We start from the raw sequence: 26,440 nt of genomic DNA, 5'->3' as shown, positions 1-26,440 counted from the left end.
CGTCGCAGTACGTGCAGTTCGTCCGTCCACCGCCACACCCCGACCCCCTGGAGGCGCCAGATGACCGGGCAAGACCCCGCCGCCGTACGCATCGACACCAGCAAGCCGCACCCGGCACGGATGTACGACTGGTTCCTCGGCGGAAAGGACAACTACCCGGTCGACGAGGAGATGGCCAAGCAGCTCCTCAAGCTCGACGCGCGCGGCCGCGACATGGCCCGGGTCAACCGGGCCTTCATGCACCGGGCCACGCGCTGGCTCGGCGCCAACGGCATCCGCCAGTACCTCGACGTCGGCACCGGCATCCCCACCGAGCCCAACCTCCACCAGATAGCCCAGCAGGTCGCACCCGAGTCCCGCGTCGTCTACTGCGACAACGACCCGATCGTCCTCGCCCACGCCGAGGCACTGTTGCGCAGCACCCCCGAGGGGGCGACCGAGTACATCCAGGCCGACGCCCGCCGGCCGGAGGCCATCCTGGAGGCGGCCGGCAAGGTCCTCGACTTCGACCGGCCCATCGCCCTGTCGCTGCTCGCACTGCTGCACTTCGTGGACGACGAGGACGGCGCCTACGAACTGGTGAGCCGGCTCGTGGGCCAGCTCGCGCCCGGCAGCTACCTCGTGCTGTCCCACACCACCGGCGACTTCGACCCGGAGAAGGCCGCCATGGCGCGCGCCATGTACAAGCAGCGGGGACTCACCCTGCGGCCCCGCTCCCGCGACGAGTTCACCCGGTTCTTCGACGCTCTCGACCTCGTCGAGCCCGGGGTGTCGCTGACCGCCGACTGGCATCCGGAGCTCGGCGAGGTCGTCGCCGTCGCCGGCGACGACCCCATCCCGGGCTACGCGGGCGTGGCGCGCGTCCGCCCTTGAGCCCTCACGGAGCTACCGCGAGGCGGCCGGGGGCAGCAGGGTGACGAGGAAGCGCGTCGCCCCGCTCACGTTCCCGGCCGCGTCGATCGTGCGGTGCTCGACGGTGTGGGTGCCGTAGTCGGGCGTGGCGTCGTCCCACGGCACCGCGCGCGGAGTGCCGAGCTTGCCGTAGACGAGGTCGTCGACGACCGTGCCCTCCGGACTGAACCGGAACGGCGCGTCGGCGTCCGTCGGCCAGCCGTAGTACGTGTACCAGCCGTCGCCGTCCACCCGGAACTGGGAGACGACGGCGCCCGCCCGGTCGTCACGGGCGGTCAGCCGCATGGTGAAGGGGCCGTCGTACACGTACTCCACCGGCCGGCCGGGCCGCCGGACCGTCCGCAGCGGCTCGGACAACTCGTGGGCGCCCGCGGCCGGGACCGCGTCCACCGTCCAGCGAAGTACGGCGCCCGAACCGGGAACGCGGGCCGTCAGCACGTGCGTGCCGGGCCGCAGTCGCAGCGAACCGAGGTCCAGATCACGGTCGTTGCCCGGCCGGACGAGCGGCCGGCCGTCCAGCGCCCACCGGACGGCATACGTCCGGTCGGACGGATGCGTGGTGTCCGCGTACACCACGGCGTCCGCCCCGACCGGTGCGGCCGTGGCGGTGTGTCCGGTGAACGCCGCGGCGACGGGCGTGTGCTCGGTGCGCACCTCGGTGTCGACCGTCCAGGACACCGTGCGGGTCAGTGCGGCCGAGCCGCGGACGGCCGGGTCGCGGACGAACGGCGTCGGGTCGGTGACGGTCGCCGTCAGGGTGTGCGTGCCCCGGCCGAGGCCGAGACGGCGCAGATCGATCGTGCGGGCGCCGTCGACGGTCCGCAGCGGACGGCCGTCGAGCCGCCAGGCGACGTCGAGTTCACCGCCGACGGGATGCAGCGTCTCCACCCACACGGTCCGGTCGGCACCGATCGGGCCGGTGTTCGGCGTGTGTCCCTGGACCAGGTTCACCTTCCCGGAGATCGCCCCCACCATTACTTCCCGCTCCACCTGGTCGAAGGCGTAGCCGAGCGTCTTCATCAGGGAGTGCCTGCTGGGCCGCCACACGCCCTTGGTGCTGTACAGCCCGCCCTCGTACCGGCCGATGGTGCCGCCGGACTCGCTCGGCTCGCCCAGCCAGCGCCACCACTTGGCCCGCTGCTCCCGCATCTCCCGTTCGGTGAAGAGGGTGTGGTGGACGGAGGCCGGTTCGCCGCCCTCGTACGCACCGCCCGGGACACCGCGCGCGTAGTAGTCGTACTCGTCCTGGAGCCTGCCGAGCGAATGGCCGATCTCGTGCGGGGTGATCAGGGACGAGAGCGCGTTCCCGCCGGACGCCGTGGCGTACGTGCCGCCCGCGCCGCCGTACGTGTCGCTGTTGGCGAGCGCCACGATCTGCCGGTTGGCGGCCGACGTCCCCTCGACCAGGTCGGCGAGCGCGGTCGCGGCGCCGCTGTCGACGGTGAGCAGGCGCTGCACGCTGCCGGCGTTGCATCCGCCCCAGAAGCCCATGTTCAGCGGGGTGTCGCGGCGCGGTGCGTCCAGCGAGGGGTCGCAGTCGACGCCCGAATCCGCCGACGGCGCCTCGACCGCCCACACGTTGACGTACGAGCGGTACGAGGCGAACGGCTCGATGCTCCACAGCACGTTCAGATGCCTGTCGACGTCCGCGCGGAACTTCCCCGTCTCGGCGGCGGTGTAGCCGTCGCCGAGGAAGACCAGGTTGAACCGCTTGTCCACGGGTCCCGTCGTCTGCACGGGCACGACGCTCGCGCTCCCGGTCACGGGCGACGCGGAGGACGCCGCCGGGCGCTGCGGCGGTGCCGGCGGCTCTCCTGCGACGGCCGACGCCGAGGCCGCGGGGCCGAGGAGACAGGTGAGGAGCAGCGCGCCCGCGGCGGCGAGCGCCGTGACCCCGGGAAGACGTGTGCCGGAGGTGTCCATGAGGCGGGAGCGTATGGCCGGGTCCAACACACCGTAAAGACAGCCGAGTCGGCCATGGCGCGTCCGCGTGCCGAGGCCGGTGTCGGTGGCGTGTACGACACTGGGGTCATGGCCAGGTATCCGCGGGTGAAGTGCCCGGTGTGCGGCGGGGTGTACGCAGGGGCGCCGACGAGCGCGTACGGCATGGTGTCCGTCCACGACCACAAGCGCAGCCGCAGGGCGCTCGTCCTGTGCGAGGGAAGCATGACGCGCGTCCCCGCGGTGGACGAGGCGGGCCACCAGGAGGAGCTCCCCGGCACGGAGGGGGCGGGCCAGGCGGACCCGACGCTGTTCTGAGGACCGGCGGTCCCGCGCGCCCGGCGGGCGGCGCGGCCCTCCGTGGAGCCCCGCCGCACCGCGGCCCGCCGGCGGTCAGATCGCCATCGCCTCCTGGATCCATCGCTTCACCCGGTACGGCAGCCACCAGGCCAGGTCACCGACGCGCAGGACGAGATGCTCCTCGGTGAAGTCGGCCAGGGCGTCCGGCGGGACGTCCGCCGCCGGGGCGCCGTGGTCCAGCCGGGCGATGGCATCGTGGTAGTGCGGCTCGTCGCAGGTGAAGCGGCGCAGGTCGCCCCAGCGCCGGTCGCGGATCTGGAGGAATCCCGGGCCCTGGCGCCACAGGCACTTGCACAGGTAGTGGCTGTTCCGCCAGGCGAGCAGATGATCCTCCGCATGCTCCGGACCCTCCAGCCGCTGCGGCGGCTGGAGATGGCTGAGCAGCTTCCACGTCTCGTCGTCGCCGGGCGCGAGCCGCAGCCGCCACTCGACGAGCACGGCACGGGCGGTGAGATCCCGGACGAGGCACAGCGACCGCACCGTGCCGCGCGCGGCGGCGGCACCTGCGTTGGCCGCGGGCGTCAGGTCGACGGTGCGCGGCACCACGACCCGCCGGGCCCCGAGGCCCCACAGCCGGTCGGTCTCCTCGCTCATCGGGCCCGACAGCCGGTGGCTGCCCAGCGCCATGCCGGGCAGAGCACAGGCGTCGGGGTCGTAGTCGCGCCAGGCGGTGACCGTCAGCGGGACGTCGTCCGCGGTGCCGGCCGGCGGGTGGACTGTGCTGGTCATGGAGCCTCCTGAGGGTGCGGGGGTACCGGGGGCTGCGGTCAGACCGACACCGGGGGCTGGACCGCGTCGCCCGGCGCGTCCGCCAGGCCGCGGTCACCGCCGTCGGCCCAGGCACCGCCGCCCGCCGAGTGCGTGGCACCGCTCCTGTGCAGATGCCGCATGAAGTCCAGCCGCAGCAGGTCCTCGTTCACCGCGGCCGGGGCGATGTGCACGTACTGGCCGCCGTCGGTGAAGACGATGCCCAGGTCGACCCATGAGTCCAGGATCCGCTCCACCTCCTCCTGGCCGCGCGGGTCCCCGGGGACGCGGGTCGCCGCCTTGCGGGCGAGCGGGGCCGGGGCGTGCGGCTGGTCCAGCAGCCGGAACAGCGCCACCTCGAACGGGTCGGAGAGCTCCGTCGCACGCCACGGGAAGGCCCGGCGCCGGCTGACGAGCACGATCCGGTCACCGAGGTCGGTGTGCGTCAGCCGGGCGTCGGTGTGGTGCTTCTTCCAGCCTGCCAGCGCGTCGTTGAGCGCGCTCACGGTCGGCTCGCCGATTCCGCGGGCCGGTGCCTCGAAGACGTAGGCGAGGTCGTACAGCTCCTCCTCGGGCAGGTCGTAGGTGAAGCGGTAGTGCGCCTCGGGCCGCAGCCCCGTGAAGCCGAGTTCGGGCCGGTTGAAGTACGGGCTGAACCGCTCGATCGCGATCCGCGCGGACAGGTCGACGGGCGGGTCGAGATGCTCCAGGGCGGGGATCTGCGCGATGACCGGCTCGTAGTCCTCCGCGGTCTCACCCGGGAAGCCGTGCAGATAGTTCCAGGACACCGACAGGCCCGTCTCGGCGCCGTCGCGCAGCATGCGCACGTTCTGGCAGCCGCTGACGCCCTTGTCCATCAGGTCGAGCACCCGGTTGTTGAGGCTCTCGATGCCGGGCTGGACGTAGATGAGCCCCGCGTCGGACAGCGTGCGCAGCTGCGGCCGCCGCATGTTCGCCTTGATCTCGATGTGCAGCCGCAGGTCGTAGCCGCTGTCGATGATGCGGGGCAGCACGGTGCTCAAGTAGCCCATGTCGAGGATGTTGTCGACGACGTACATGTCCAGGACCCGGTGGCGCCGGGCCAGGTCCATGATCTCCTCGTAGAAGACGTCCGGGCTCTTGCTGCGGAACTGCATGAAGGACCCGTTGAGCCCGCAGAACGTGCAGTGGTGCTTCTCGCCCCACCAGCAGCCGCGGGCGCCCTCGACGACGAGTTTCGGCTCCACCCAGTTGCGGGCCACCGAGGCGGCCAGGCACTCGAAGTAGCCGCTGTAGTCGGGCGGGAGGATGTGGGCGGGCGGCAGCGGCGCGGTGGCCATCGGGTTGACGACGCTGGTGCCGTCGGCGGCCCGGTGGCACAGGCCCGGAATGCCGCCGAGATCGGACCGCTTCTCGGCCAGCGCCCTCACCAGCTCCGGGAACGCGGTCTCGCCCTCGCCACGCACGACGTGGTCCACGAACGGGAAGTTCCGGTGCACCGCCGCGCCCTGCTCGGCATCGCAGTTCGCCCCGCCCATCACGGTCACGATGTGCGGCGCGAGCCGTTTGACGTGGCGGGCGGCCGCGAGCGCGGCGGTGTTCTGCTGGAAGGTGGAGGTGAACCCGACGACGTCCGGGGCGTGCTCGACGATGCGCCGGGCGATCTCCTCCACGAACTGCGGCACCTCGCGGTGCAGCTCCCGCGTCATCCGCATCCGCGACGCACGCAGCTTGCCCTTCATCACCGAGGCGAACTCGTCCTCCCGCCACGAGGGATCCCCGTACAGCGCCGAGGAGAACACCCAGTCGCCGCACCCCATGAAGTAGGAGGACAGGGAGTAGTACTCGTAGTCGTCGGCGGCGAACTCCCGGCGTGCCGTGATCCAGTCGGTGAACTCCAGGTTGGCGTGGAGCACTTCGGCCGTGGCCCCCGGAACCCGCTCGTCGACGCTGCGCTTGAGGATGCCGAGGGCGAGTGAGGGCAGGTCGATGGGGGACCAGGGCATGTTGACCAGCAGTACGCGCACGTCGGCTCCTTGACGGTCCTCGAACGGTGGGTCGGTGGGTGCTGGGGTGCGGAAGTTGGGCCGGTCCGCCCGGCGGTGGGTCGTCACGCCGGGCGGACGCGGGGCTTCGGCGGTACCGGCCGGCCCGGGGGCGTTCTGCGGGCCGGCCGGGCCGGGTCAGTCCTCCTCGGAGTCCTCGGCGTTGCGGAACGGGATCGTGATGGTGATCCCGACGCTCGGCTTGCGGTTCTCCTCGTCACCCGCCAGCGGGTCGTTGTTGATGACGTCCTTCTGCACGGTGTCCTCCTCTCTGTCGTGCGCTGAGGTGGTGCATGTCCCGGTGGCCGCCGCTGCCGGCGGCCCGCCGGGATCCCCCTCCGGGTCGGAGCGGGACGTCTGGACGCGCCCGGCCCGCCGGCCCGGGGCGCGGGAGCCCGGCCGGCCGGTGCGGCGCAGTTCGCGGTCCAGGAAGCCGATGGCACGGCGCAGTACGGCGACGTGGTCGCGGCCGTCGTAGCCGTCGTGGCCGGTGTCGAGCCACATGGCCTCGTGCCGTACGCCCGCGCGGGCCAGCGCCCGCAGATAGCCGCGCACCTGCTCCGGTGGGCACTTGTCGTCACGCTCGGCGGCGACGACCAGCAGCGGGGCACGTACGCGGGACACGTGGCTCACCGGGGAGCTGCGGGCGTAGGCCTCGGGCACCTGATCGGGCGTGCCGCCGAACAGCCGCTCGTCGAGGGCGCGCAGTGCGGGCGTGGCGGTGCGGTGGGCGGCGGCGCAGTCGGCCACCGGCTTCACCGCGACGGCGGCGCGCCACAGGGCCGGGTCGACGCCTGCCGCCAGCAGCGCGAGATAGCCGCCCCACGAACTGCCCCACAGGGCGGTGGCGTCGGCCCGCACCAGGCCGCGGCGTACGAGGTCGGCCCGTACGGCGGCCAGATCCCGCACCTGGGTGAGGCCCACGCCGTCCGGGTAGGCGCGGCGCCAGCGCGGCCCGTAGCCGGTCGACCCGCGGTAGTTGACGCGTACGACCGCGAACCCGGAGGCCACCAGGGAGTGCCCGACACCGTCGTATGCGTCCCGGTCGTGGTCCGCCGGACCGCCGTGCACCAGGAACACCGCCGGTGCCGGGAGGATGCCGTCGGGCAGGGCGAGCAGGCTGTGCACCGGGCCGTCCGGACCCGGGGTCCACACCTCGCGGTGGTCGCCCGGCACGGTCCCCTCGACGGTGCCGAGCGGCGGCAGCGGGGTGCCCGCGGTCGACACCATGCGCGGCGGCTGGGCGGCCGACGTCCACAGGTAGTGCACGTCCCCGCCGGGCCGAGCGGCGGCGGCCAGCAGGGTTCCGGGCGGAGTCGGCACGAGGGCGATCGAGCGCCGGGCCGGATCGGCGCGGTGGAGCAGGCTGCGGCCGTGGCGTTCCTGCCGGATCAGCACGCCGTCGCGGTCCGGGTACCAGGAGGCGGTGATCTCCGTGTCGAAGGCGCACCACTCCCAGGCGCCGACTCCGGTGCCGGGGCGCCAGACGGCGAGGACGTACCGGTCGCGGTGCTGCCTGACGAGCAGTAACTCGGTGTCGGTGTCGCCGGGTTCGCGGCCGGTGCCGCCGTGGTCGCTGTGGTCGGTGTGGGCGTCGCCGGGTTCGCGGCCGGTGCCGTCGGTGCCGTCGGTGCCGTCGGTGCCGTCGGTGCTGTCGGTGTGGTGGGTCTGGTCGGCGTCGGCGCCTCGCCGCGGCCGGAAGCCGAGCGCCCACAGTTCCCCGCCGTGCGGGCCGCCGCGGAGCACCGCCCGTACGGTGCCGTCCGGGGACAGCACAGTGACCGCGCGATCGGAGCCGGCCGGGCCGCCGATGGCGAGATGCCGCCCGTCCGGTGAGATCCCCGCGAGCACGGCGTGCCCCTCGACGCGGGTCACGGTACGGGCCCGGCCGCCGCGCCGGCCGATGTGGACGGTGGTGCCGCCGTCCGCGGCCGTCGCGACGGCGACCGTGCCGCCGGGGGTGAGGGCGAGCCCGCGCGGCGCGCCGTACGGAACGCCCTCCAGCGCCGGCCGGTCCTCGCCGCCGTCGAAGGGCCGGAACCGCCAGTGGCCGCGGCCGTCGGCGTCCTCGTCGAACCACCACACCCGCGCGTCGTGGTCGATGGCGCAGTGCAGCGTGCCGCCCGGGCGGTCCGTCACCTGCCGTGCCCGCCCCGTCGTCGCGTCCCAGGTGAACACCTGGCAGCGTCCTTCGGCGTCGGCGGTGAACGTCATCCGGGTGGGGTCGGTGGGGCAGACGTCCGGCAGTTCGGCCCGGTAGGTCCGGAAGCGGGGGCCGTGGCCTTCGCCGGCGGCGCCGGCTTCATCGGGCGCCGCACCGGGGGGCGCCTCGGCGGGCCGGCGCAGGGCGTCGGCTGCGAAGGGGCGGGTCACGATCGGCCTCCGGGGCGCAGACGTCCGGCCCGCAGACCGGTGAACAGGGCGAGGACCGCGAGCGCCAGGGCGCAGGCCGCCGGGGTTGCCGCGGGCCCGGCGTGGGTCGCCAGCGCCCCGGCGACCACCGGTGAACCGGCGCCCGCCCCCACGACGGCCGTCGCCAGCAGCGCGCCCGTTCTCGCCTGGAGATGGTGCGGGGTGTCGGCGATCGCGGCGGACTGGACGACCACGGTGGCCGGAGCGAGCAGCAGGCAGAACGCGCCGAAGCAGAGCCCGAGGCTCCACGGCGACCCCGTCCAGGCGAGAGCGGCTGCGGGCGGCACCGTCAGCCAGGTCACGGCCACCAGCGTCCGTGCGCCGCCCACGCGCCGCACGACGGCGGGCGCGGCGAGGGCACCGGCCAGCCCGGCGCCTCCGGACACGGCCAGCACCAACCCCATCGCGACCGGCCCGCCGCGGTCCTGCAGTGCGAAGAGCGCGGAGTAGTAGAGGCCCGCGAGCGCCGCGTTGACCGTCGTGGTCCAGACGAGGACGAGCCGGAGACGGGGTGAGGAACGGACCAGGGCCAGACCGGCGAGGGTCTCGCGGGCGTACGACCGCAGCGCGCGCAGCGGAGTCGGGCGCGTCCCCGGGGACTCGGTGCCCGGTGCGGGCGCTGCGCCGCCGGCGGTGGCGGAGACGGGTGTGCCCGGCGGCCGGGTCGTGTCCCGGTCCGGCGAGGACGGGGCCGACGCGGACGCGGCGTGGACGGTCGCCGGATCCCCCGACGGTGCGGGCCCGCCCCCCGGTGCGGTCGCGGGGGAGCCCGCCCGCAGATCGGAGCGCATGGACCGCACGCACAGGGCCGTCACCACGTAGGACAGCGCGTCGGCCGCGAACGGGAGAGGCCGGGCCACCTGGTACAGCACCCCGCCGACAAGGGGACCGGCCACGAGAGCGGCGCGGTCGCCGGCCTCCAGTCCGGCCACGACGCGCGGCACCTCACGGGGCGCGGCGACGAGCGCGACGGTGCCGCGCGCGGCGGCCTCGAAGCACGCGGTGGCCGTGCGCTCCACGAGCAGTGCGCCGAGCAGCAGGGCGAGCGGCGGCCGGCCGTCCGCCGCGGACAGCGCCACCGCACCCATGGCCACCGCGGCCACGGCGGCGGAGCCCGCCATCACGGGCTTGCGCAGTCCACGGTCCGCCGCCACCGCCACGACGGGCCCGCACACCACCGTGACGAGCATGCCGGCGCCCGCGAGGAGGCCGACGGTCGTCGGCGGGTGACCGAGTCCGAGGAGCAGCAACGGGAAGGCGACGCCCGATATCTGGGTGCCGAGGGCGTCGGCGGCGTTGGAGCTCCACAGCAGCCGGACGTCACGCGGGGTGCCGAGCCGGCGGTCCCTGCCGTCGGGCTCGCCGGGACCTGCGGGCAGTTCGTCCGGGACCGGCCGGACGCATCCGTCCCGCGCGCCGCCGTGTAAGCCCACGCCGTCGGCGTCGCCGGAAGACGAAGCACGCTCCATGCCCTGCCCCCCTCGGGCCGCCGGTGGCACCTCCCGCCCGCCCATCGCCGTTGCATGTGTGCTCGCAAAGAGCCCATAAATGTGCAGGAAATGTGCGGGAAGTGAAATCGAGCGGAGCCTAGCCACGGCGATTCGGCGACCGCAAGGAGTCGGACGCTGACCGAATCCTTCGCAATTCAGCCGTCGGCCACGGCTGTACGGGGTCGGGTGGCGCTTTCACGGCTTACGCGCGTCGCCATGGCCGCCGACCGGTCACCGGACGCGGACTACCGCCCTGAACGGCGGCTTCCGCGCCTCCGCTTCGCACCGGCGCACCGTGCGCCCGTCGCGACGGGGCGGAATCGCGATCTCCGGTATCCGGTGTGCGCATTCCGAACCTCGAACGGAGCGCGAGGCTCCTTGTGGCCCGGCCGTATGTGTTTGTCAGCGCAAAGCTGCGCCGACGGTGAAGCCCGGTCGATGTCACAGTGACAGGTGTGGCGGGTGTGTCGGTTCGATCCCTGCTCGCGGGGCGGCGGAGGGCGGGTCGGTCATGCTCGGCGAATGACGCGAAACCGCCCCCGGTCGTGAGTCCGGGAGTGGCGCTGGCGCCGGCATTGCTCCCGCACCCTTTCGGCCCGATGCTCGTCCTCACCGCCGCGGCGCGGGTGGACGTCCTCGTCCTTTGGGGCTGTGTGCGTTCACCCGCCGGGCCGAGCTCCGGAAGGCACGGGAGCGGCGCGCCGCCCGCGCAGGCCGGGTCCCGTGCGGTGCGGACGGGCGGGTCCACCCCGTCGGGCCTCGGGTGGCTGAAGTGGCTTGACCACGAGGATGGATGTAACAGAAGCTGTTGCAGCAAGGAGGGGTGATGGCGGCGAACAGTCGATTGACCATCGCGACGCATGCGCTGGCCTGGCTGGCGTTGGCGCAGCGCCGTGGCCAGGAGGTGCTCACTTCCGAGCAGGTCGCGGCCAGCGTCAACACCAACGCCGTGATCATCCGGCGAAGCCTCGGTGACCTGCGGCGAGCCGGTCTGGTGAGGGTCCGCCACGGCGCCGGTGCAGGCTGGAGTCTGGCCCGTGAGCCCGGGGACATCACCATGCTCGAGGTGTACGACGCCGTCGACGCGCAGCCGCCGTTCGGCCTGCACCGAACCGAGCCCAATCCGGAGTGTCCTGTCGGCCGGGGCATCCGGCCCGCCCTGGACGGGGTCTACGGCCGGGTCGAGCAGGTCATGCGGCGGGAGCTGGCGGACACGTCGATCGCCGATGTGCTTCGCGAGGCGCTGGTGAACCAGCCGACGGTCCGACAGTCGGGCGACCGCCGTGGCGCCTGCGGTAGCCGGGATTGTTCCAACAGCTGAACGAGGGGTGGGGACCGGTGGAAGCTCTACGGTGTCCAGTCGTGGAACTGCGGCAGTACACGCTGCACCCGGGACAGCGAGACGTACTGGTCGACCTGTTCGACCGCGAATTCGTCGAGTCCCAGGAGGCAGCAGGTGCGACCGTCCTGGGGCAATTCCGTGACCTGGACGACCCCGACCGGTTCGTCTGGCTCCGAGGCTTCGAAGACATGCCGCGCCGCGCGAAGGCATTGGAGAGCTTCTACGGCGGGCCGGTCTGGCAGGCACACCGCGACGAGGCGAACGCGACGATGATCGACTCCGATGACGTGCTGCTGCTGCGGCCGGCCTCGGCGCGCGGTGGGTTCCCGGTGCCGGTCGGCGCTCGGCCGGCACCCGGCGATCCGGCGCCGTCGCCGCCGTCGCTCGTCCTGGCCACGATCTGGTACGGCCACGGCCCGTTTGACGCGGCGTTCGCCGAGTTCTTCCAGCAGCGCGTACGACCCGTACTGGCCGAGACCGGCGGCGAGCCACTGGCGTACCTGCAGTCGGAACACGCCGCGAACACCTTCCCGGCGCTGCCGGTGCGGATGAACGAGGAGGTCTTCGTATGGTTCGCGCGTTTCGCCGACGAGGGCCACATCGACGGCCACCTGAATCGCCTGCGGCAGTCGGAACGCTGGCGCGAGGAGGTGCTGCCGGCCCTTTCCAAACGGTGGGCCAGGACCCCGCAACGGCTACGGCTGGCACCCACCGAGCGGTCGCTGCTGCGGTGAGTTCCGAAGGTGCGGGCCGACGGGCGACCCCGTCACCACTCGGCCGGCGCCACGACGTCGGTGGCATCCGACTTCCGGCCGCCCAGCCAGCATCCGGGGCCCCCTGGCCGGACCGTTACGTTGGCGACCGCGCAACGCGCTGACCCCGCGCGGTCGTACCGGGTCCGCGCCCCACTCCCGGCTCCGCTACCGCGCGACCGCCCCCACCGCGAGTCCCGCCTCGGCCGCCGCCAGTGCCGCAGGGTGCCCGAAGAGGCCCGGCAGGCCGCCGGTGTGGAGGAAGACCGTACGGTCGCCGGGGGTGATGTCGCCGTCCTGCACGGCCGCGATGAGACCGGCCATGGCCCGACCGGTGTAGACGGGGTCGAGGACGATGCCCTCGGTGCGGGCCGTGAGCTTCAGGGCGGCCAGCACCGGGTCGGTGAGCGCGCCGTAGCCCGCGCCGACCTGGTCCAGCCGCACGCGCAGGGCCTCCGCGGGCACGTCGTCGCCCGCGAGGCCGGAGGCGAACGCGGACACGGTCCCGGACGGGTCGGGGACCGCGCCGCAGTGGACGCCGAGGACGCGGTCCGGGCCGAGGGCGTCCACGAGGCCGGCCATGGTGCCGCCGGAGCCGAGAGCCACCACCGCGGTGGTCAGGTCGGGCGCCTGGGCGAGGAGTTCGCGCCCGCACACCGCGTAACCGCGTGCGCCGAGGACGCTGGAGCCGCCGAACGGGACGAGTTCGGGGACGGCACCGTCGGCCCGCAGCCGCTCGGTCACCTCCCGGGCCGTGGCGGCGAGCGCGTCTCCGCCGACGTCACCGGCCCAGACGACCGTGGCGCCGAGCAACCCGTCCAGCGCGAGGTTGCCGCCGGCCGACGCCTGCCGTGTGCCCGCGAGCACCAGGACGACCTCCAGCCCCAGGCGTGCGCCGGCGGCAGCGGTCAGCCGGGCGTGGTTGCTCTGCGGCGCGCCCGTGGTCACCAGGTGCGTGGCGCCCGCGGCCACGGCCTGCCCGCAGAGCCACTCGAGCTTGCGGATCTTGTTCCCGCCGCCGCCCAGGCCCGTGAGGTCGTCGCGTTTGATCCACAGATCGTCCGGGCCGAGGCCGATCGCACGGGCGAGCCTGGGCAGGGGTTCGAGCGGGGTCGGCCAGGTGCCGAGCGGAACGGGCTGCGGAACGTCACGTGCGGAGGTCATGCTCACCATGGTCGCCCGTGGTCCACGGCCGGGGTGGCCCGGGGCCCCCGTGTCCGGCCGGCGCGCGTGTCGTGGCGTGCCCGCCCGGGGCATACCCGCGGGCCCGTCCGCCGACCCCGTGGACATCACCCGCTCCCGGCCCACGACCGTCCCGGGCCCGTGACGCCCGGGCCCGTGACGCCCGGGCCCCGCACCGTCCCCTTCCGCTCACCCCCGCTCCAGCGACCCCCGTACGAACGCCGCCTGACCCGCGTGCTGAAGGTCGTCGGAGATGATGCTTATTAGCCGGACGCCCAGTGTCACCGGCGGGGACCAGGACTCGTCCACGATCCGGCCGAGAGCGGCGTTCGTCAGGCCCCTGACGTACGCCACCGTCTCCTCGTGGACGGCGTCGTGGTAGCCGAGCAGCAGGTCGGGCGAGTCCACCCGCACCTTCGCCACCTGTGCCCGGCTGTGGCCGTAACCGGTCGCGTCCGGAGCGAACGGCAGCCCGAAGCGGCGCACCCAGTCCTGCGAGAGCCACACCTGCTCCCGCCCCGCCGCGTCCGCCACATGGTCGTCCTGGACCCGGGTGAGGTGCCAGACCAGCCAGGCGATGGTGTTGGCGCCGGGGTCTAGGCGGGCGTGGAGGAGGTCCGGAGCGCACCCCTCCACCGCCTCGTGCACCGTCTCCCTGATCCGTCCGAAGGCGTCTTCCAGCAGTGCCGCGCTGTTCATACGGTGAGTCAACCCCGGGGCCACCCGAGCGTCCGCCCTCGACACGCGGGCCACGCTCGGGCCGACCCGGCACGCGGCCCCACCTCCGCAGCCCGCCAGGACCCTCGCCCCAGCCCGCCTCAGCGCCTCAGCCGCACCGTCACGATCTGGAACGGCCGCAGCGCCAGGACCACTCCGCCGTCCTCCACCGCGAGCGGCGGCTCGTCCAGCGGCCGCTCCAGCAGGTCCGTCAGCACCGCGCCCGTCGCCGGGAAACCCGTGCGCAGCACCGTCGCCGCGCGGCCGCCGAGCGACTCGTAGAGCCGCACGACCACGTCGCCCGAACCGTCGTCGGCGAGCTTCACCGCTTCCACCAGGACCGCGGGGCCGTCCGTCGTCACCACCGGTGGCACGTCGGCACCGCCGGGACCGATCCGCAGCGGCAGGTTCAGGGCGTACCCCTCCGCGATGGCCTCCTCGACCGTCGCTCCGGGCAGCAGCGCGTAGGTGAAGCGGTGCGGGCCCTGGTCCGCCTCGGGGTCCGGGATGCGGGGCGCGCGTACCAGGCTCAGCCGGACGGTCGTGGTCGTGCCGCCGTCCTCCTCGCGCGTCGTACGGGTCACGTCGTGCCCGTACGTCGAGTCGTTGAGGACCGCGACGCCGTAGCCGTTCTCGCCGATGTGCACCCAGCGGTGGCCGTAGACCTCGAAACGGGCCGCCTCCCAGCTGGTGTTGGTGTGCGTCGGCCGGTGGACGTGGCCGAACTGGATCTCGGCGGTGGAGCGTTCCGCGTGCACGTCGACCGGGAAGGCGGCCTTGAGGATCTTCTCCGCCTCGTGCCAGTCGATCTCGGTGTCGATGTCGACGCGGCGGCTGCCTGCCCGCAGGCTGACGGTCTGCACGATCCGCGAGCCCCGGCCGAAGGTCCGCTCCACACGCAGGGCGCCGAGCAGCGGGCTGTCGTCGGCGATCCTGATCGTGGCCCCCTCCAGCAGGTCGGTGTACCGGGCCAGATAGTGCTTGTCGATGTCCCAGGCGTCCCAGTAGTTCGGCAGGTCGCTGTGCAGCCGCAGCAGGTTGCCCTTGCCGCCGGGCGCCAGCACCTCGCGGCCGGCGACGAGGTCGCGTACGGAGGTGAAGGTGCCGTCGTCGGCGAGCTCGACCCGCACGAGGCCGTTGTCCAAGGCCCGGTTCGTCATCTTGACCGGCGGCTGCGACGGGATCTCAGGGGTGATCCGGGCCGATCCGGAGGCCGGAACCGCCACGGCGACGGCGGCCGAGCCGTCGGACAGCCTGGGCAGGCCCGGGTCGAGGACATCCGCCAGGACCGACGGCAGCCGTACGACCTCGGCCCGGTCCCGGGGCCCCGCGTTGTACGCCCACGGCTCGACCCGCCCTGCCCCGCTCACCGCCTCCAGGGCCTGTGCGGTCAGCGCCTCCAGCTCCTTAGCGACCCGGGCGTACTCCGTCTCGGCCTCCCGGTGGACCCAGGCGATCGACGAGCCCGGCAGGATGTCGTGGAACTGGTGCAGCAGCACCGTCTTCCACAGCCGGTCCAGCTCCGCGTAAGGGTAGGCGTACCCGGGCACGTGCAGGGCCGCCGCCGTCGCCCACAGCTCGGCCTCGCGCAGGGCGTGTTCGCTGCGCCGGTTGCCCTGCTTGGTGCGGGCCTGCGAGGTGTAGGTGGCACGGTGCAGCTCCAGGTACAGCTCCCCCGACCACACCGGGGCGTCGGCGTGGCCCGCGTACTCCGCCCGCGCCGCCTCGAAGAAGGCGTCCGGGTGCTCGACGACGACCTTCGCCGAGCCCTCCAGGTCGGCCAGCCGCCGGGCCCGCTCCAGCATCTCCCTGTTGGGGCCGCCGCCGCCGTCGCCGTGGCCGAACGGGGCCAGCGACCGCGTGCCCCGCCCCTTGTCCTGGTAGTTGCGCACCGCGTGGGCCATCTCCCGCCCGGAGAAGACCACGTTGTAGGTGTCGACGGGCGGGAAATGGGTGAAGATCCGCGAGCCGTCGATGCCCTCCCACCAGAAGGTGTGGTGGGGCAGCTTGTTGGTCTGGTTCCAGGAGAGCTTCTGGGTCAGGAACCAGCTCATCCCGGCGAGTTTCGCGAGCTGCGGATAGGCCGCGGTGTAGCCGAACGAGTCCGGCAGCCACACGCCGTGCGTCTCGATGCCGAACTCGTCGAGGAAGAAGCGCTTCCCGTGCACGAGCTGCCGGGCCAGCGCCTCGCCGCCGGGCAGATTGCCGTCCGCCTCCACCCACATCCCGCCGACGGGCGCCCACTGCCCGTTCGCCACGGCCTCCTTGATGCCCGCCCACACCTGCGGATGGTTGTCCCGCACCCACGCGTACTGCTGCGCCTGCGAGCAGGCGAAGACGAACTCGGGGTACTCCTTCGCCAGCGAGGTGACGTTGGAGAACGTCCGGGCCGCCTTCCGCTTGGTCTCCCGGATCGGCCACAGCCAGGCGCTGTCGATGTGGGCGTGCCCGACCGCCGACAGGGTGTGCGCGCTGGCGTGGGCGGGCCGGGCGAGGGCCTCGGCGAGGACGTCCCGTGCCGCGGCCGCCGTTCCCGGCACGTCGTCGAGGTCGAGCACGTCCAGCGCCCGCTCCAGGGTGTACATGATCTCGTGACGGCGCGGCTCGTGCTCGCTGAGCTCCAGCATCAGCTCCTGCAGCACCTGCATGTCGAGCGACAGGTGCCAGACGTCCTCGTCGAGCACGGCGAGATCGGCCCGCGCGAAGGTGTAGAGCGGCGCGCTGCCCGCCGTGCGCCTGTCGCCCATCGGGGTGGGGGAGCGGAAGCGGTCCTTGAGGATGTCCGGGTTGGAGGCGGCCTCGATCAGGAAGTCGATCCGTTCGCCGCCCGCCGCCGGGGAGGCGATCGGCACGTACTGGTTCTGCGGGTTGACGGCCTTCACGGGTGTGCCGTCCGGGAGATGGACGAGCGCCTCGGCCTGGTTCCCCGGCCAGCCGCTGGTGAACCCCAGGTCGAACCAGGCCTCCACGCGCCGGCCCGCCCAGGCCGGGGGCACCCCGCCGGCGACCCGGAACCAGGTGGTCCCCCACGGCGGACCCCACGCGGTGCCCACCGTGAACGGCTCGTACGCGGCCTCCCGCGCCTCCTCGAACGGCACGGGCTCGCCGGGCACCTGCCAGGCCGTCACGGTCAGCGGCACGGAGTCCGCGTGGATCACCGGCCGGATGCGCTGCTCCAGCACGCGCGCGACGCGCTGCTCGATCCTGTGCCGTTCGTCGTGCATCTCTCAGCACCTACTTCCGGTTGAGGTGGGCGAGACCGGGGTGTACGGCGGTGTACCCGTCCAGCAGACGGCGGGCGACGGTGACGGAGTCGACCAGGGGGTGCAGGGCGAAGGCCCGCACGGCGGCGGCGCGCGACCCGCTCTCCGCGGCCGTCATGACCTCCCGTTCGACGGCCTTCACCGCGGTGACCAGGCCGGTGGCATGGCCCGGCAGCGGATCGACGGCGTACGGATGGGCGCCGTTGGCGTCGACGAGGCAGGGCACCTCGATCACGGCGTCCGCGTCGAGTACGGAAAGGGTCGTGCGATTGCGGACGTTGAGGATCAGCGTGGCGCGCTCGTCGCGGGCGACGGCGCGCATCAGGGCCAGCGCGACCTTCTCGTAGCCGCCCGACTCCAGGTCCTCGTCGGCCCGTCGGCCCGCCCCGGACGCCTCGCGGTTGTCGGCCATGTAGGTGGCCTCGCGCTCCGCGAGGGTGGACTCCCAGCGCTTCAGGGAGGGTTCGGCGTAGAAACCGGCCTGCTGGTCGCGGAGGAAGACCCCGCGGGTGCGTTCCGCCCGGCGGTACGCCTGCACGGTCTCGCGGTTGAAGTAGTAGTAGTGCAGGTACTCGTTGGGGATCGCGCCGAGCGAGCGCAGCCAGTCCGTGCCGAACAGCCTGCCCTCCTCGAGGGAGCCGAGCGCCTCCGGGTCGGCGAACAGGCGCGGCAGCTCGTCCCGGCCGGCCACCCGCAGTCCGCGCAGCCAGCCCAGGTGGTTGAGGCCGACGTAGTCCGTCCACACCCGGCCGGGGTCCGCGCCGAGGGCGCGTGCCACGCGCCGGCCGAGCCCGACGGGTGAGTCGCAGATCCCGATGACCCGGTCGCCGAGCACCCGGGACATGGCCTCGGTGACCAGTCCCGCGGGGTTGGTGAAGTTGATGACCCACGCGTCGGGCGCGAGCGCGGCCACCCGGCGGGCGATGTCCGTCGCCACCGGCACCGTCCGCAGGCCGTACGCGATGCCGCCGGCGCCGACCGTCTCCTGGCCCAGCACGCCCTCGGCGAGCGCCACCCGCTCGTCGGCGGCGCGTCCCTCCAGCCCGCCGACCCGGATCGCGGAGAACACGAAGTCGGCGCCGCGCAGGGCCTCGTCGAGGTCGGTGGTGACCTCGACCACGGGAGCGTCCGGCACCCCCGAGGCCTGCTCGGCCAGGACCGTGGCGACGGCGCGGAGCCGGGTCCCGTCGAGGTCGTGGAGGGTGACCCGGGTGACCCGGCCCTCGTCGTGGTCGCCGAGGAGCGCGCCGTACACCAGCGGCACGCGGAAGCCTCCGCCGCCCAGAATCGTCAGCCTCATCCCGCGCCCTTCCTCCTGCCTGGCGCACGCGCCGGGCCGCCGTCCCCGCCCGGCTCGCTCCTGCCCTGTCCTGCCCCAACGCTGTCACCTCGGCGTCGTTCGCGCGAGAACGCGACCGCCTCCCCGCGGAATGCGCACCCCGCGGCCGGTGCCCGGATCTCCCTTCCCCTCGGCCGTTGGATTCTGTCGGAAACCGTTGAATACTGTCGCTGTCCTGGCATGCGGCCCTGTCCGAGGGGGACCCTCCGATGAGCATCAGCGACTCCGTACGTCCCTGGGAATCGCCCGAACTGACCGGCTGGCGGCGGCTGCCCATGAGCGCCGTGGACCGCCGCGACGGCAGCGTCCTCCTCGACGGCACCTGGCGCTTCCAACTACTGCGCTCACCCGGCGCACCCCTCGCCGAGGAGTGGGGCGAGGCGCCCGTGCCCGGCTGCTGGACCATGCACGACCCCCACGACCTGCCGCACTACACGAACGTCCGGATGCCGTTCCCGCACCGGCCGCCGCTCGTGCCCGAGGCGAATCCGACGGGCGTGTACGAGCGGGAGGCCGCGATCCCGGCCGAGTGGGCGGGCCGCAGGATCCTCCTCCACGTCGGCGCCGCCGAGAGCGTGCTGATCGCCGAGGTCGACCGGCGGCCGGTAGGCATCGGCAAGGACTCCCACCTGGCGAGCGACTTCGACATCACGGACGTCGTCCGCCCCGGCGCGACCCACACCCTGCGGCTCACCGTCGTCAAATGGTCCGACGCCTCGCACATCGAGGACCAGGACCAGTGGTGGCACGGCGGCATCACCCGCTCGGTACGGCTCTGCTCCACCGACCCGCTGTACCTGGACGACGTCGACGTCCGGGCCGGACGGGACGGCGACCTGCGCGTGGACTGCCGCGTCCGCGGACCGCTCACCGAGGGCTGGTCCGTCAGCGCCGGGCTGGAGGGATACGGCGAACTCGCCCGGGACACCGCCCACGACGCCGCCAACCGCGAGCAGGGACGGGTCTCGGACTTCCTCGGCGAGGCCCGGCTGACCGCCACCGTCACGGACGCCCGCCCCTGGTCGGCCGAGTCGCCCGCCCTGTACGGGCTCACCGTGCGGCTGCACCGGGCCGACGGGACGGTCGCCGACACCGCGCGGCAGCGCATCGGGTTCCGCACCGTCGAGATCCGCGGCCGGGACCTGCTGATCAACGGCGACCGGGTGCTGATCCGCGGCGTCAACCGCCATGACTTCCACCCGCTGACCGGCCGGGTCGTCACCGAGGAGGACATGCGGGCCGATCTCGTCACCATGAAGCGCTTCGGGTTCAACGCCGTGCGCACGTCCCACTACCCGAACGACCCCGCGCTGCTCCGCCTCACCGACGAACTCGGCCTGTACGTCGTCGACGAGGCCGACATCGAGAGCCACGACCACGCCCACGAGATCGCCGACGACCCCCGCTATCTGCCCGCCTTCGTCGACCGCGTCTCCCGGATGGTGCTCCGCGACAAGAACCACCCCTCCGTCGTCGTCTGGTCGCTCGGCAACGAGAGCGACTACGGCGCCCACCACGACGCGGCGGCCGCCTGGGTCCGCCGCCACGACCCGACCCGGCCCGTCCAGTACGAGGGCGCGGCGAGGACCGACTGGGCGTCCGCCCGGATCGCCGCCGACATCGCCTGCCCGATGTACGCGTCCCTCGACGAGATCACCGCGCACGCCCGGTCCGGCGAGCAGACCAAGCCGCTGATCCTCTGCGAGTACTCGCACGCCATGGGCAACAGCAACGGCACCCTCGCCGACCACTGGGCCGAGATCGAGACCACACCCGGTCTGCAGGGCGGATTCATCTGGGAGTTCCGGGACCACGGCATCCTGCAGCGCATCGCAGACGGCCTCCCCGCGGGCCCCGGCACGACCGGTGGGTACGCCGACGGGATCGCCGCCCCTGGCCACCGGTGGGCCTACGGCGGCGACTTCGGCGACAGCCCCCACGACGGCGCCTTCTGCGCCGACGGCCTGGTGCTGCCCGACCGCACCCCGAAGCCCGCGATGTACGAGCACCGCGAACTCGCCGCCCCCGTACGGCTGTCGTACGACGGGACCACGGCGACCGTCCACAACCGCATGCACGTGCGCGACCTGGCCTGGCTGAGCGCCGAGTGGCAGATCGGAGCCGAGCACCGCGGCGTCCGGAGCGAACCCGTACGCCTGCCCGACCTCCCGCCCGGCGCTTCGGCGCCCCTGCCGCTGCCCGCCGCGCTGCCCGACGACGGCGGCGAACTGTGGGTCACGCTGCGCGTCACCACCGCCCGCGACGAGCCCTGGGCGCCGGCCGGCACCGAGATCTGCGCCCCGGGCATCCGGTTGCGGGAGCGCACCGCGGCCTGGCCCCCGGCCGCACCGGGCGGCCGCGTGGAGACCGACGAGGAGGGCCTGCTCGTCCACCCCCTCCTCACCGCGCCGCCCGTGCTGAGCCTGTGGCGCGCCCCCACCGACAACGACCTCCTCGGCGGCGCCGCACGGCGCTGGAGCGAGTGGGGCCTCGACACGCTCGTCCGCAAGATCGTGTCCGTCACCCACGAGGGCGACGGCAGGACGACGACCGTCGCCGAACACCCCACCGCCGTGGGAACGGTCGTCCACGAACAGGTCCTCACGGCACTCGCCGACGGCTCGGTCCTGGTCGAGGAGACCGCCACCCTGCCCGGCGCGCTCCACGACGTCGCCCGCGTCGGCTCCGTCCTGGAGACCGCCCCCGGCCCGGACAGCCTGGAGTGGTACGGGCCCGGCCCCTGGGAGAGCTACCCCGACCGCAGCGCCGCCGGGTACGTGTCCCACCACCGGGCCCGCGTCGACGACCTCTTCACGCCCTACCTGCGCCCCCAGGAGAGCGGCGGACGCAACGCGGTGCGCGCCTTCTCCCTCACGCGCCCCGACGGCACGGGACTCGCCGTCCGCCTGGACGCCCCCCGCCAGGTCTCCGTCACCCGCCACCGCGCCGCCGACCTCGCCGCCGCCGCGCACCACGACGAACTCGCCCCGCGCCCCGGCTGCGTCCTCCACGTCGACGCCGCCCACCGCGGCCTCGGCACGGCCTCCTGCGGCCCCGACACCCTGCCCCGGTACCTGGTGCCGACGGGGACGCACCGATGGGCGTGGACGCTCGGCGCGGCGGACTGCGGAGGCGCCGTGGCGGGAGGCGGCGCGGCGCAGCGGTAGCACCCGCTGTCAGCCCCGCCTGCGAGAGTGGGCGCCATGGCGACGTGGCTGCTCACCGACATCGAACAGGCCCTGCGGCAGAGCTGGTCCGCCGGGACCTGCTCACCCGACGACCTCGAGCGCGCCCCCTGGACCAGCGGGAATCCGGCCTGGGGGCACTGCGACATCACCGCACTGGTCGTCCACGACCTGCTCGGTGGGGACCTCGTCCTCGGCGAGGTGCGTCTCGGCGGCGAACAGCACGGACACCACTGGTGGAACCGTCTCCCCGGCGGCCTCGAAGTCGACCTGACCCGCGAGCAGTTCCGGCGAGGGCAGACGGTCACCCCCGTCAGGGTGGTCGAGCGGCCCGTGGGCCGGCCGCTGCGTCGTGGGGACGCCTACCGGACTCTTCGCGCACGCGTGGGGCAACGCCTGGGTGCGCTGTCCGCCGCGACCGCGGAGGAACCGGCCCGTCACGCGATGCGCATCGACGGACGGCTCCTGTCCTACCTCGACCACGGGGGCCCGGGGCGGCCCCTGCTCGCCCTCCACGGCCACTTCGGGGAGGCGCGGACGTTCGACCGGCTGGCCCGCGAACTGGCCCCCGACTGGCGGGTCATCGCACCCGACCAGCGGGGCCACGGCCATTCGGACCGGCCGGCGGACTTCTCCCGCGAAGGCTACGTCGGTGACGCCGCCGCACTCGCCGCCCGGCTCGGCCTGGAGAACCTGGTGGTCCTCGGACACTCGCTCGGCGGGGTCAACGCCTACCAGCTGGCCGCCCGGCACCCGGGTCTCGTCACTGCGCTGGTCGTGGAGGACATCGGCGCCGAGGTCGACGACGACCTCTCGTTCTGCCTGTCCTGGCCGGAGCGGGCGCCGACCCGCGCGGCGCTCGTCCGGGGCCTGGCCGGGTCGGCCCCGTACCTCACGGACGCCATCCGCGAGTACTCCGACGGGTGGGGACTCGCCTTCGCGCCCGAGGACATGGCCGCCTCCCAGCGCCGGCTCAACGGCGACCACTGGCACGACTGGCTGGCCGGCGACTGCCCCGCCCTGCTGATCCGAGGCACCCGGAGCGACGTCCTCGGCACCGGGCACGCCAGGGCCATGGTGGACCGGCGGCCCCGCACCCGCCTCGTCGAACTCGAGGCGGGACACACGGTCCACGACACCGCACCCGTGGAGTACGCGGCCGTCGTCAGGGACTTCCTCGCCGGTCTGTGACTCCGGGCGCCGTGGCCGGCCGCCGGGGCGTGGGCCGTCCCGGGCCGGTGAACGGATCTCCTCCCGGCCCCGGCACCTCACGGGCCCGGACCCGCCGTCACACCGCGCCGCCCGGGGAGGCGCTACCCCAGATCGAACAGGTTCCGCAGCCCCAGCCGGTACCGCGAGCGGTCGTGGCGCTTCAGGTGCTCCAGCTCCGGGGCCCGGAACAGGGGCTTGATCGTGCAGCGTTCGGCGGGCGAACCGATCCGGTCCAGAAGGGCGTTGACGGCCGCGCGGGCGGAGGCGTTGGCGCCCTCCATGGTGGCCAGGTCGATGTCGACGGAGACGAAGTCCCCGGAGAGGTGGAGGTTGGGGACCGCCGTGGCCGCGCTGGGGCGGTTGTGGAAGGTCCCCACCGGGTGGATCAGCAGCTCGTCGTCGTTCGTCGGCTCCGGCGTGCCGAGGCCGTCGACACCCGGATCCAGGAACCAGGAGTGCAGGGCGCCGTCCTTCAGCACGGTGCGGCCCGTGTCGTTGAGCGCGGCCTTCAGCTGTGCCCACACCTCCCGGGCGACCTGCTCGCGCGTGCACTGCTTGGCGGTCTTCCCGTAGAGGATGCCGGGCCGGTCCCATTCGGAGACGTCCACGGACAGGCAGTCGACGGCGGAGCCGTCGCCGTAGTCGCGCGGGAAGTCGCGGTGCGGCCAGTGCTCGGCCTGCTGGATCGCGGTCAGGGACCACGGCGAGTCGATGCAGTTGAGATGGCCGTGGAGCAGCGGAGCACGCTCCGTCAGATAGAACTGGATGCCCGTCATCCAGTCGGTCTGCAGCGCGTCGCAGCGCGCGAGCTGCGGATCGGCGGCGCGCAGCGCCGGGCCCCAGGTGCGGCGGGCGTGCTCGACGGGGAGGGCCGAGACGTAGTGGTCGGCGGTGACGGTACGGCGCGCCCCCGACGGGTCCTCCAGCACCGCCCCGGTGATGCGGCCGTCACCGTACGCGAGCTCGCGCAGGGTCCAGCCGACCCTGAACTCCACACCGAGGGACCGCAGATGGGCGACCCAGGGGTCGATCCACGCCTCGTTGGTGGGGGCGTTGAGGACGCGGTCCAGCGGGCCGTCCGCGCCGCGCCCCAGCGCGTTGAAGACGAACGCCTCCAGCAGGGTGGCGACCGTCCGGGTGCTGGCCTCCTCGGCCTTGGTCGCCACGATGTTGCGGGTCAGCCCCACGGCGAGGATGCGCTGGTAGTCGTACGACATCCGCTCGGCCCTGATGAACTCCCACCACGGCGTACGCTCCCAGGCCTCGTTGCGCCGTTCGTCGCAGCTGGTGAGGAAGACCAGGCCGCGGCCCGCGAAGTACGCCGTCTCGTGCGGCGGGATGTGGGTGACCGTGTCGAGGAAGGCGATCAGCGCGCGGCGGATCTCGTCGAGCGTGAGGTCGGCCGGGCGGTGACCGGGCCAGGGGAGCGGGATGCGCAGGTCCTCGCGGCCGGTGCGGGCGAACGACATCTCCGGCGGTGCGACGAGGTTGTCCCAGACGCCGTTGCGGTTGCCGGGGAAGGGGATGCGGCGCATCGTGTCCGGCAGGTTGTGGTAGATGCCGGGGATGAAGCGGAAGCCGTGCTCGGCGGGCAGATGGCGCCGGCCGCCCCTGCCGCTGTCCGGCACGTCCATGCTCCGGGCCTTGCCGCCCAGGGCTCTGCGCTCGTAGACGGTCACGGGTAAGCCGCGCTCGGCCAGTTCATGGGCCGCCGTGAGCCCCGCGACGCCGCCGCCCAGGACGGCGACGGACGGCCGCGGCGCGCGGGGCGCCGCCGACGCGGCCGAGGCCCCTGCGGTGAGGGCGGCCGCGGAGCCGGCCGCCGCGGCTCCCGCGATGAAGGTGCGCCGGGTCGCTCCCGACGTGGTTCCCAACCGATCCATGCCCAGCCCCTACTCGACGGTAACTGTGAGGTCCGGCGCAGGAGCATAGGGACGGCCCCCGTGACCCGGAAGCGCCGCGCGGGCCCATTCACCCAGCGCGACACCGGTCAAGACACAATGGCCCCATGGCCCGACGTACCACCCGCCCCCCGCAGCCCATCGTCACCGACGGCTCGCCCTGCCCGTGCGGACTGCCCGCCGCGTACGGGGCCTGCTGCGGCAGGTTCCACGCCGGGGCGTCCGCCGCCCCCACCGCGGAACTCCTGATGCGATCCCGCTACTGCGCCTTCGTCGTCCGTGACGAGGCCTATCTGCTGCGCACCTGGCACCCCGACTACCGGCCGAGCGGTGTGGACTTCGAGCCCGCGATGCGCTGGACGGGCCTGGAGATCCGGGACACCGGCGAGGGCAGCGTGTTCCACACCACCGGCACGGTCACCTTCGTCGCCCGCTACACCCAGGGCGGTCATCCCGGACAGCTTCACGAGCGCAGCCACTTCGAGCGGCACGACGGCGCCTGGGTGTATGTGAACGGCACTTTCATGGAGTGAGCCGCCCCGCCCACCCCGCCCGCCGCGGGCGGCTCGTGCACGCCGGGACCGGCGCGCCGCCGCCCGTCGCCGGGCCGGGGCCGATGGGTCCGCGGCACCCCGACCCCCGTGCGAGGCAAGGCGGTTGGCCTCCTGCCGGCGCCGTGCCCCGCAGTACGCGGGTGTCGTCGCCGTGTGGCGCGAACGCGCGCCGGCCGGGCGGTCGGTGGAGCGGCTTCCCGGCATCTGCCGGTGGACCGTCGGGTCGTTCTGCCCCGCGGAACCCCGGGACGGCCTCAGACGCTCGTCGTCGAGCCCGGCCGCACGATCATCAGTGCGGTGACGACCGCCCACAGCAGGTTGAAGATCCCCGTGTACATCGCCAGCCGCTTGGTGTCGGCTATCACCGCGGGACCTTCCAGCACCGCGCTCTGCCGGGGCAGCACCAGCGCCGCCAGGACGGCGGCGGCCGCGGCGGTGAGCACGATCGAGACGATCAGCCAGGCGTCGCCGAGCACGCCGAGCTGCATCGCGGTGGCGAGCCCGAAGACCGGGACGGTGACGCCGACGAGCGCGTACGCCCGGCAAACGCCATGGAGGTTCTTCAGGACGGCGCGGGCCCGCTCGTCCTCGGGCGAGGCGATGACCTGCCGGCCGGTCGGGGGGAACATGCTGGCCGCCACGGTCACCGGACCCACGGCGATGATCGCGGCCAGGACGTGGACGATAAGAAGGATCTTGGTCACGCAGTGACGCTAACGGCGGGCCCCGGACCCCTGACAGTGGCGGGAGTGCCAGGTGTCAACAGATTCCCGCCGGCGGTCGACGGCAGGGGCCCGGGGTCCGGTCACGGCGCCCGCCGTGTCGGCCTACGAGCGCGGCCCGCCGGGACGCACCACCAGCCCCGGGTTGTAGGCGGCGAGGATCTTGTTCGCCCGGGCGAGCGCGGCCAGGGCGTGCTCGCGGTCGACCTGGTCCTCGCCGCAGAGCGGTGCCCGGAACCGCATGGCCTCGCGCGCCGCGCACTCGGCGTCGATCTCCGCCTGCAGCACGCCGAGCGGCATGCAGGACCCGATCAGGGCGGCCACACCGTCGGGAATCGGGACGGGGACGAGGTTGGACGCGGTCACGTGGTGTCCTTTTCTGATG

At 73.7% G+C, this 26,440-nt stretch carries 19 protein-coding genes; 7 read left to right on the top strand and 12 right to left on the bottom strand.

The genetic code is table 11. The features are described 5' to 3' along the window. The first annotated feature begins 60 nt into the window (after positions 1–60). On the top strand, positions 61–873 hold the full coding sequence (locus tag BLT82_RS23315; RefSeq protein ID WP_093657989.1) for an SAM-dependent methyltransferase: 813 nt from the start codon (positions 61–63) through the stop codon (positions 871–873). A gap of 12 nt (positions 874–885) precedes the next feature. Here BLT82_RS23315 and BLT82_RS23310 read toward each other — a convergent pair whose 3' ends face one another. Beyond that, complete coding sequence (locus BLT82_RS23310) at positions 886–2,835, bottom strand: M64 family metallopeptidase (protein WP_093657987.1); 1,950 nt, start codon at positions 2,833–2,835, stop codon at positions 886–888. Between the two features lie 108 nt (positions 2,836–2,943). On the opposite strand from BLT82_RS23310, the gene BLT82_RS23305 reads away from it, so the two are divergent. Continuing rightward, positions 2,944–3,171, top strand: coding sequence for a hypothetical protein (locus BLT82_RS23305; RefSeq protein ID WP_143041520.1), 228 nt, complete (start codon positions 2,944–2,946; stop codon positions 3,169–3,171). Between the two features lie 75 nt (positions 3,172–3,246). Here the strand turns inward: BLT82_RS23305 and BLT82_RS23300 are convergent, their stop codons facing one another. The 4 genes from BLT82_RS23300 to BLT82_RS23285 all read right to left on the bottom strand — a co-directional run bounded on the left by BLT82_RS23300 (position 3,247) and on the right by BLT82_RS23285 (position 9,865). Next, on the bottom strand, positions 3,247–3,942 hold the full coding sequence (locus BLT82_RS23300) for a DUF5825 family protein (protein ID WP_093657983.1): 696 nt from the start codon (positions 3,940–3,942) through the stop codon (positions 3,247–3,249). 38 nt (positions 3,943–3,980) lie between these two features. Continuing rightward, positions 3,981–5,966, bottom strand: a complete 1,986-nt coding sequence (locus BLT82_RS23295) for a RiPP maturation radical SAM C-methyltransferase (protein ID WP_093657981.1) — start codon at positions 5,964–5,966, stop codon at positions 3,981–3,983. A 156-nt stretch (positions 5,967–6,122) separates the two neighbouring features. After that, positions 6,123–8,357: a S9 family peptidase gene (locus tag BLT82_RS23290; RefSeq protein WP_404205003.1), complete on the bottom strand. Its 2,235-nt coding sequence runs from the start codon at positions 8,355–8,357 to the stop codon at positions 6,123–6,125. Next, positions 8,354–9,865 (bottom strand): MFS transporter, encoded by a 1,512-nt coding sequence (locus BLT82_RS23285; RefSeq protein WP_167746066.1) that lies wholly within the window; start codon positions 9,863–9,865, stop codon positions 8,354–8,356. Before BLT82_RS23285 ends, BLT82_RS23290 begins: the two co-directional genes overlap by 4 nt. 847 nt (positions 9,866–10,712) lie before the next feature. On the opposite strand from BLT82_RS23285, the gene BLT82_RS23280 reads away from it, so the two are divergent. Together BLT82_RS23280 and BLT82_RS23275 are read left to right on the top strand one after the other, a co-directional pair. Next, positions 10,713–11,207 (top strand): Rrf2 family transcriptional regulator, encoded by a 495-nt coding sequence (locus BLT82_RS23280; protein ID WP_093657977.1) that lies wholly within the window; start codon positions 10,713–10,715, stop codon positions 11,205–11,207. Positions 11,208–11,248: 41 nt separating this feature from the next. Next, a complete protein-coding gene (locus BLT82_RS23275) occupies positions 11,249–11,962 on the top strand; it encodes an NIPSNAP family protein (RefSeq protein WP_244292096.1) in 714 nt (237 codons plus the stop codon). 186 nt (positions 11,963–12,148) lie between these two features. On the opposite strand, the gene BLT82_RS23270 is transcribed toward BLT82_RS23275, so the two are convergent. The 4 genes from BLT82_RS23270 to BLT82_RS23255 form a co-directional block, all read right to left on the bottom strand. Then, positions 12,149–13,144 carry a D-cysteine desulfhydrase family protein gene (locus BLT82_RS23270; RefSeq protein ID WP_093658091.1) on the bottom strand — a complete coding sequence of 332 codons (996 nt, stop codon included), beginning with the start codon at positions 13,142–13,144 and terminating at the stop codon, positions 12,149–12,151. Between the two features lie 207 nt (positions 13,145–13,351). Beyond that, on the bottom strand, positions 13,352–13,861 hold the full coding sequence (locus tag BLT82_RS23265; protein WP_093657973.1) for a mycothiol transferase: 510 nt from the start codon (positions 13,859–13,861) through the stop codon (positions 13,352–13,354). 119 nt (positions 13,862–13,980) lie between these two features. Continuing rightward, positions 13,981–17,103, bottom strand: a complete 3,123-nt coding sequence (locus BLT82_RS23260; protein WP_093657971.1) for an alpha-mannosidase — start codon at positions 17,101–17,103, stop codon at positions 13,981–13,983. Positions 17,104–17,113: 10 nt separating this feature from the next. Beyond that, the gene (locus BLT82_RS23255) at positions 17,114–18,442 is read right to left on the bottom strand and encodes a 6-phospho-beta-glucosidase (protein WP_093657969.1); all 1,329 of its coding nucleotides are present in this window, start codon (positions 18,440–18,442) and stop codon (positions 17,114–17,116) included. Positions 18,443–18,690: 248 nt separating this feature from the next. Between BLT82_RS23255 and BLT82_RS23250 the strand changes: the two genes are divergently transcribed. Together BLT82_RS23250 and BLT82_RS38705 are read left to right on the top strand one after the other, a co-directional pair. Beyond that, positions 18,691–21,648, top strand: coding sequence for a glycoside hydrolase family 2 TIM barrel-domain containing protein (locus BLT82_RS23250; RefSeq protein WP_093657967.1), 2,958 nt, complete (start codon positions 18,691–18,693; stop codon positions 21,646–21,648). 36 nt (positions 21,649–21,684) lie between these two features. Further along, positions 21,685–22,857 (top strand): alpha/beta fold hydrolase, encoded by a 1,173-nt coding sequence (locus BLT82_RS38705; protein ID WP_342029422.1) that lies wholly within the window; start codon positions 21,685–21,687, stop codon positions 22,855–22,857. 122 nt (positions 22,858–22,979) lie between these two features. On the opposite strand, the gene BLT82_RS23235 is transcribed toward BLT82_RS38705, so the two are convergent. Next, a complete protein-coding gene (locus BLT82_RS23235; protein ID WP_093657965.1) occupies positions 22,980–24,761 on the bottom strand; it encodes a hydroxysqualene dehydroxylase in 1,782 nt (593 codons plus the stop codon). 125 nt (positions 24,762–24,886) lie between these two features. Here BLT82_RS23235 and BLT82_RS23230 point away from each other — a divergent pair, with 125 nt between their 5' ends. Further along, positions 24,887–25,312: a YchJ family protein gene (locus BLT82_RS23230; protein ID WP_093657963.1), complete on the top strand. Its 426-nt coding sequence runs from the start codon at positions 24,887–24,889 to the stop codon at positions 25,310–25,312. Positions 25,313–25,587: 275 nt separating this feature from the next. Here the strand turns inward: BLT82_RS23230 and BLT82_RS23225 are convergent, their stop codons facing one another. Together BLT82_RS23225 and BLT82_RS23220 are read right to left on the bottom strand one after the other, a co-directional pair. After that, complete coding sequence (locus BLT82_RS23225) at positions 25,588–26,037, bottom strand: hypothetical protein (RefSeq protein ID WP_093657961.1); 450 nt, start codon at positions 26,035–26,037, stop codon at positions 25,588–25,590. A 123-nt stretch (positions 26,038–26,160) separates the two neighbouring features. Continuing rightward, positions 26,161–26,421, bottom strand: coding sequence for a hypothetical protein (locus BLT82_RS23220; protein ID WP_093657959.1), 261 nt, complete (start codon positions 26,419–26,421; stop codon positions 26,161–26,163). Positions 26,422–26,440 lie beyond the last annotated feature (19 nt).

The organism is Streptomyces wuyuanensis (assembly GCF_900103455.1).
Classification (GTDB): domain Bacteria; phylum Actinomycetota; class Actinomycetes; order Streptomycetales; family Streptomycetaceae; genus Streptomyces; species Streptomyces wuyuanensis.
The sequence above is the reverse complement of the archived record's forward strand: the minus strand, read 5'-3'. Positions and strand labels throughout refer to the sequence as shown.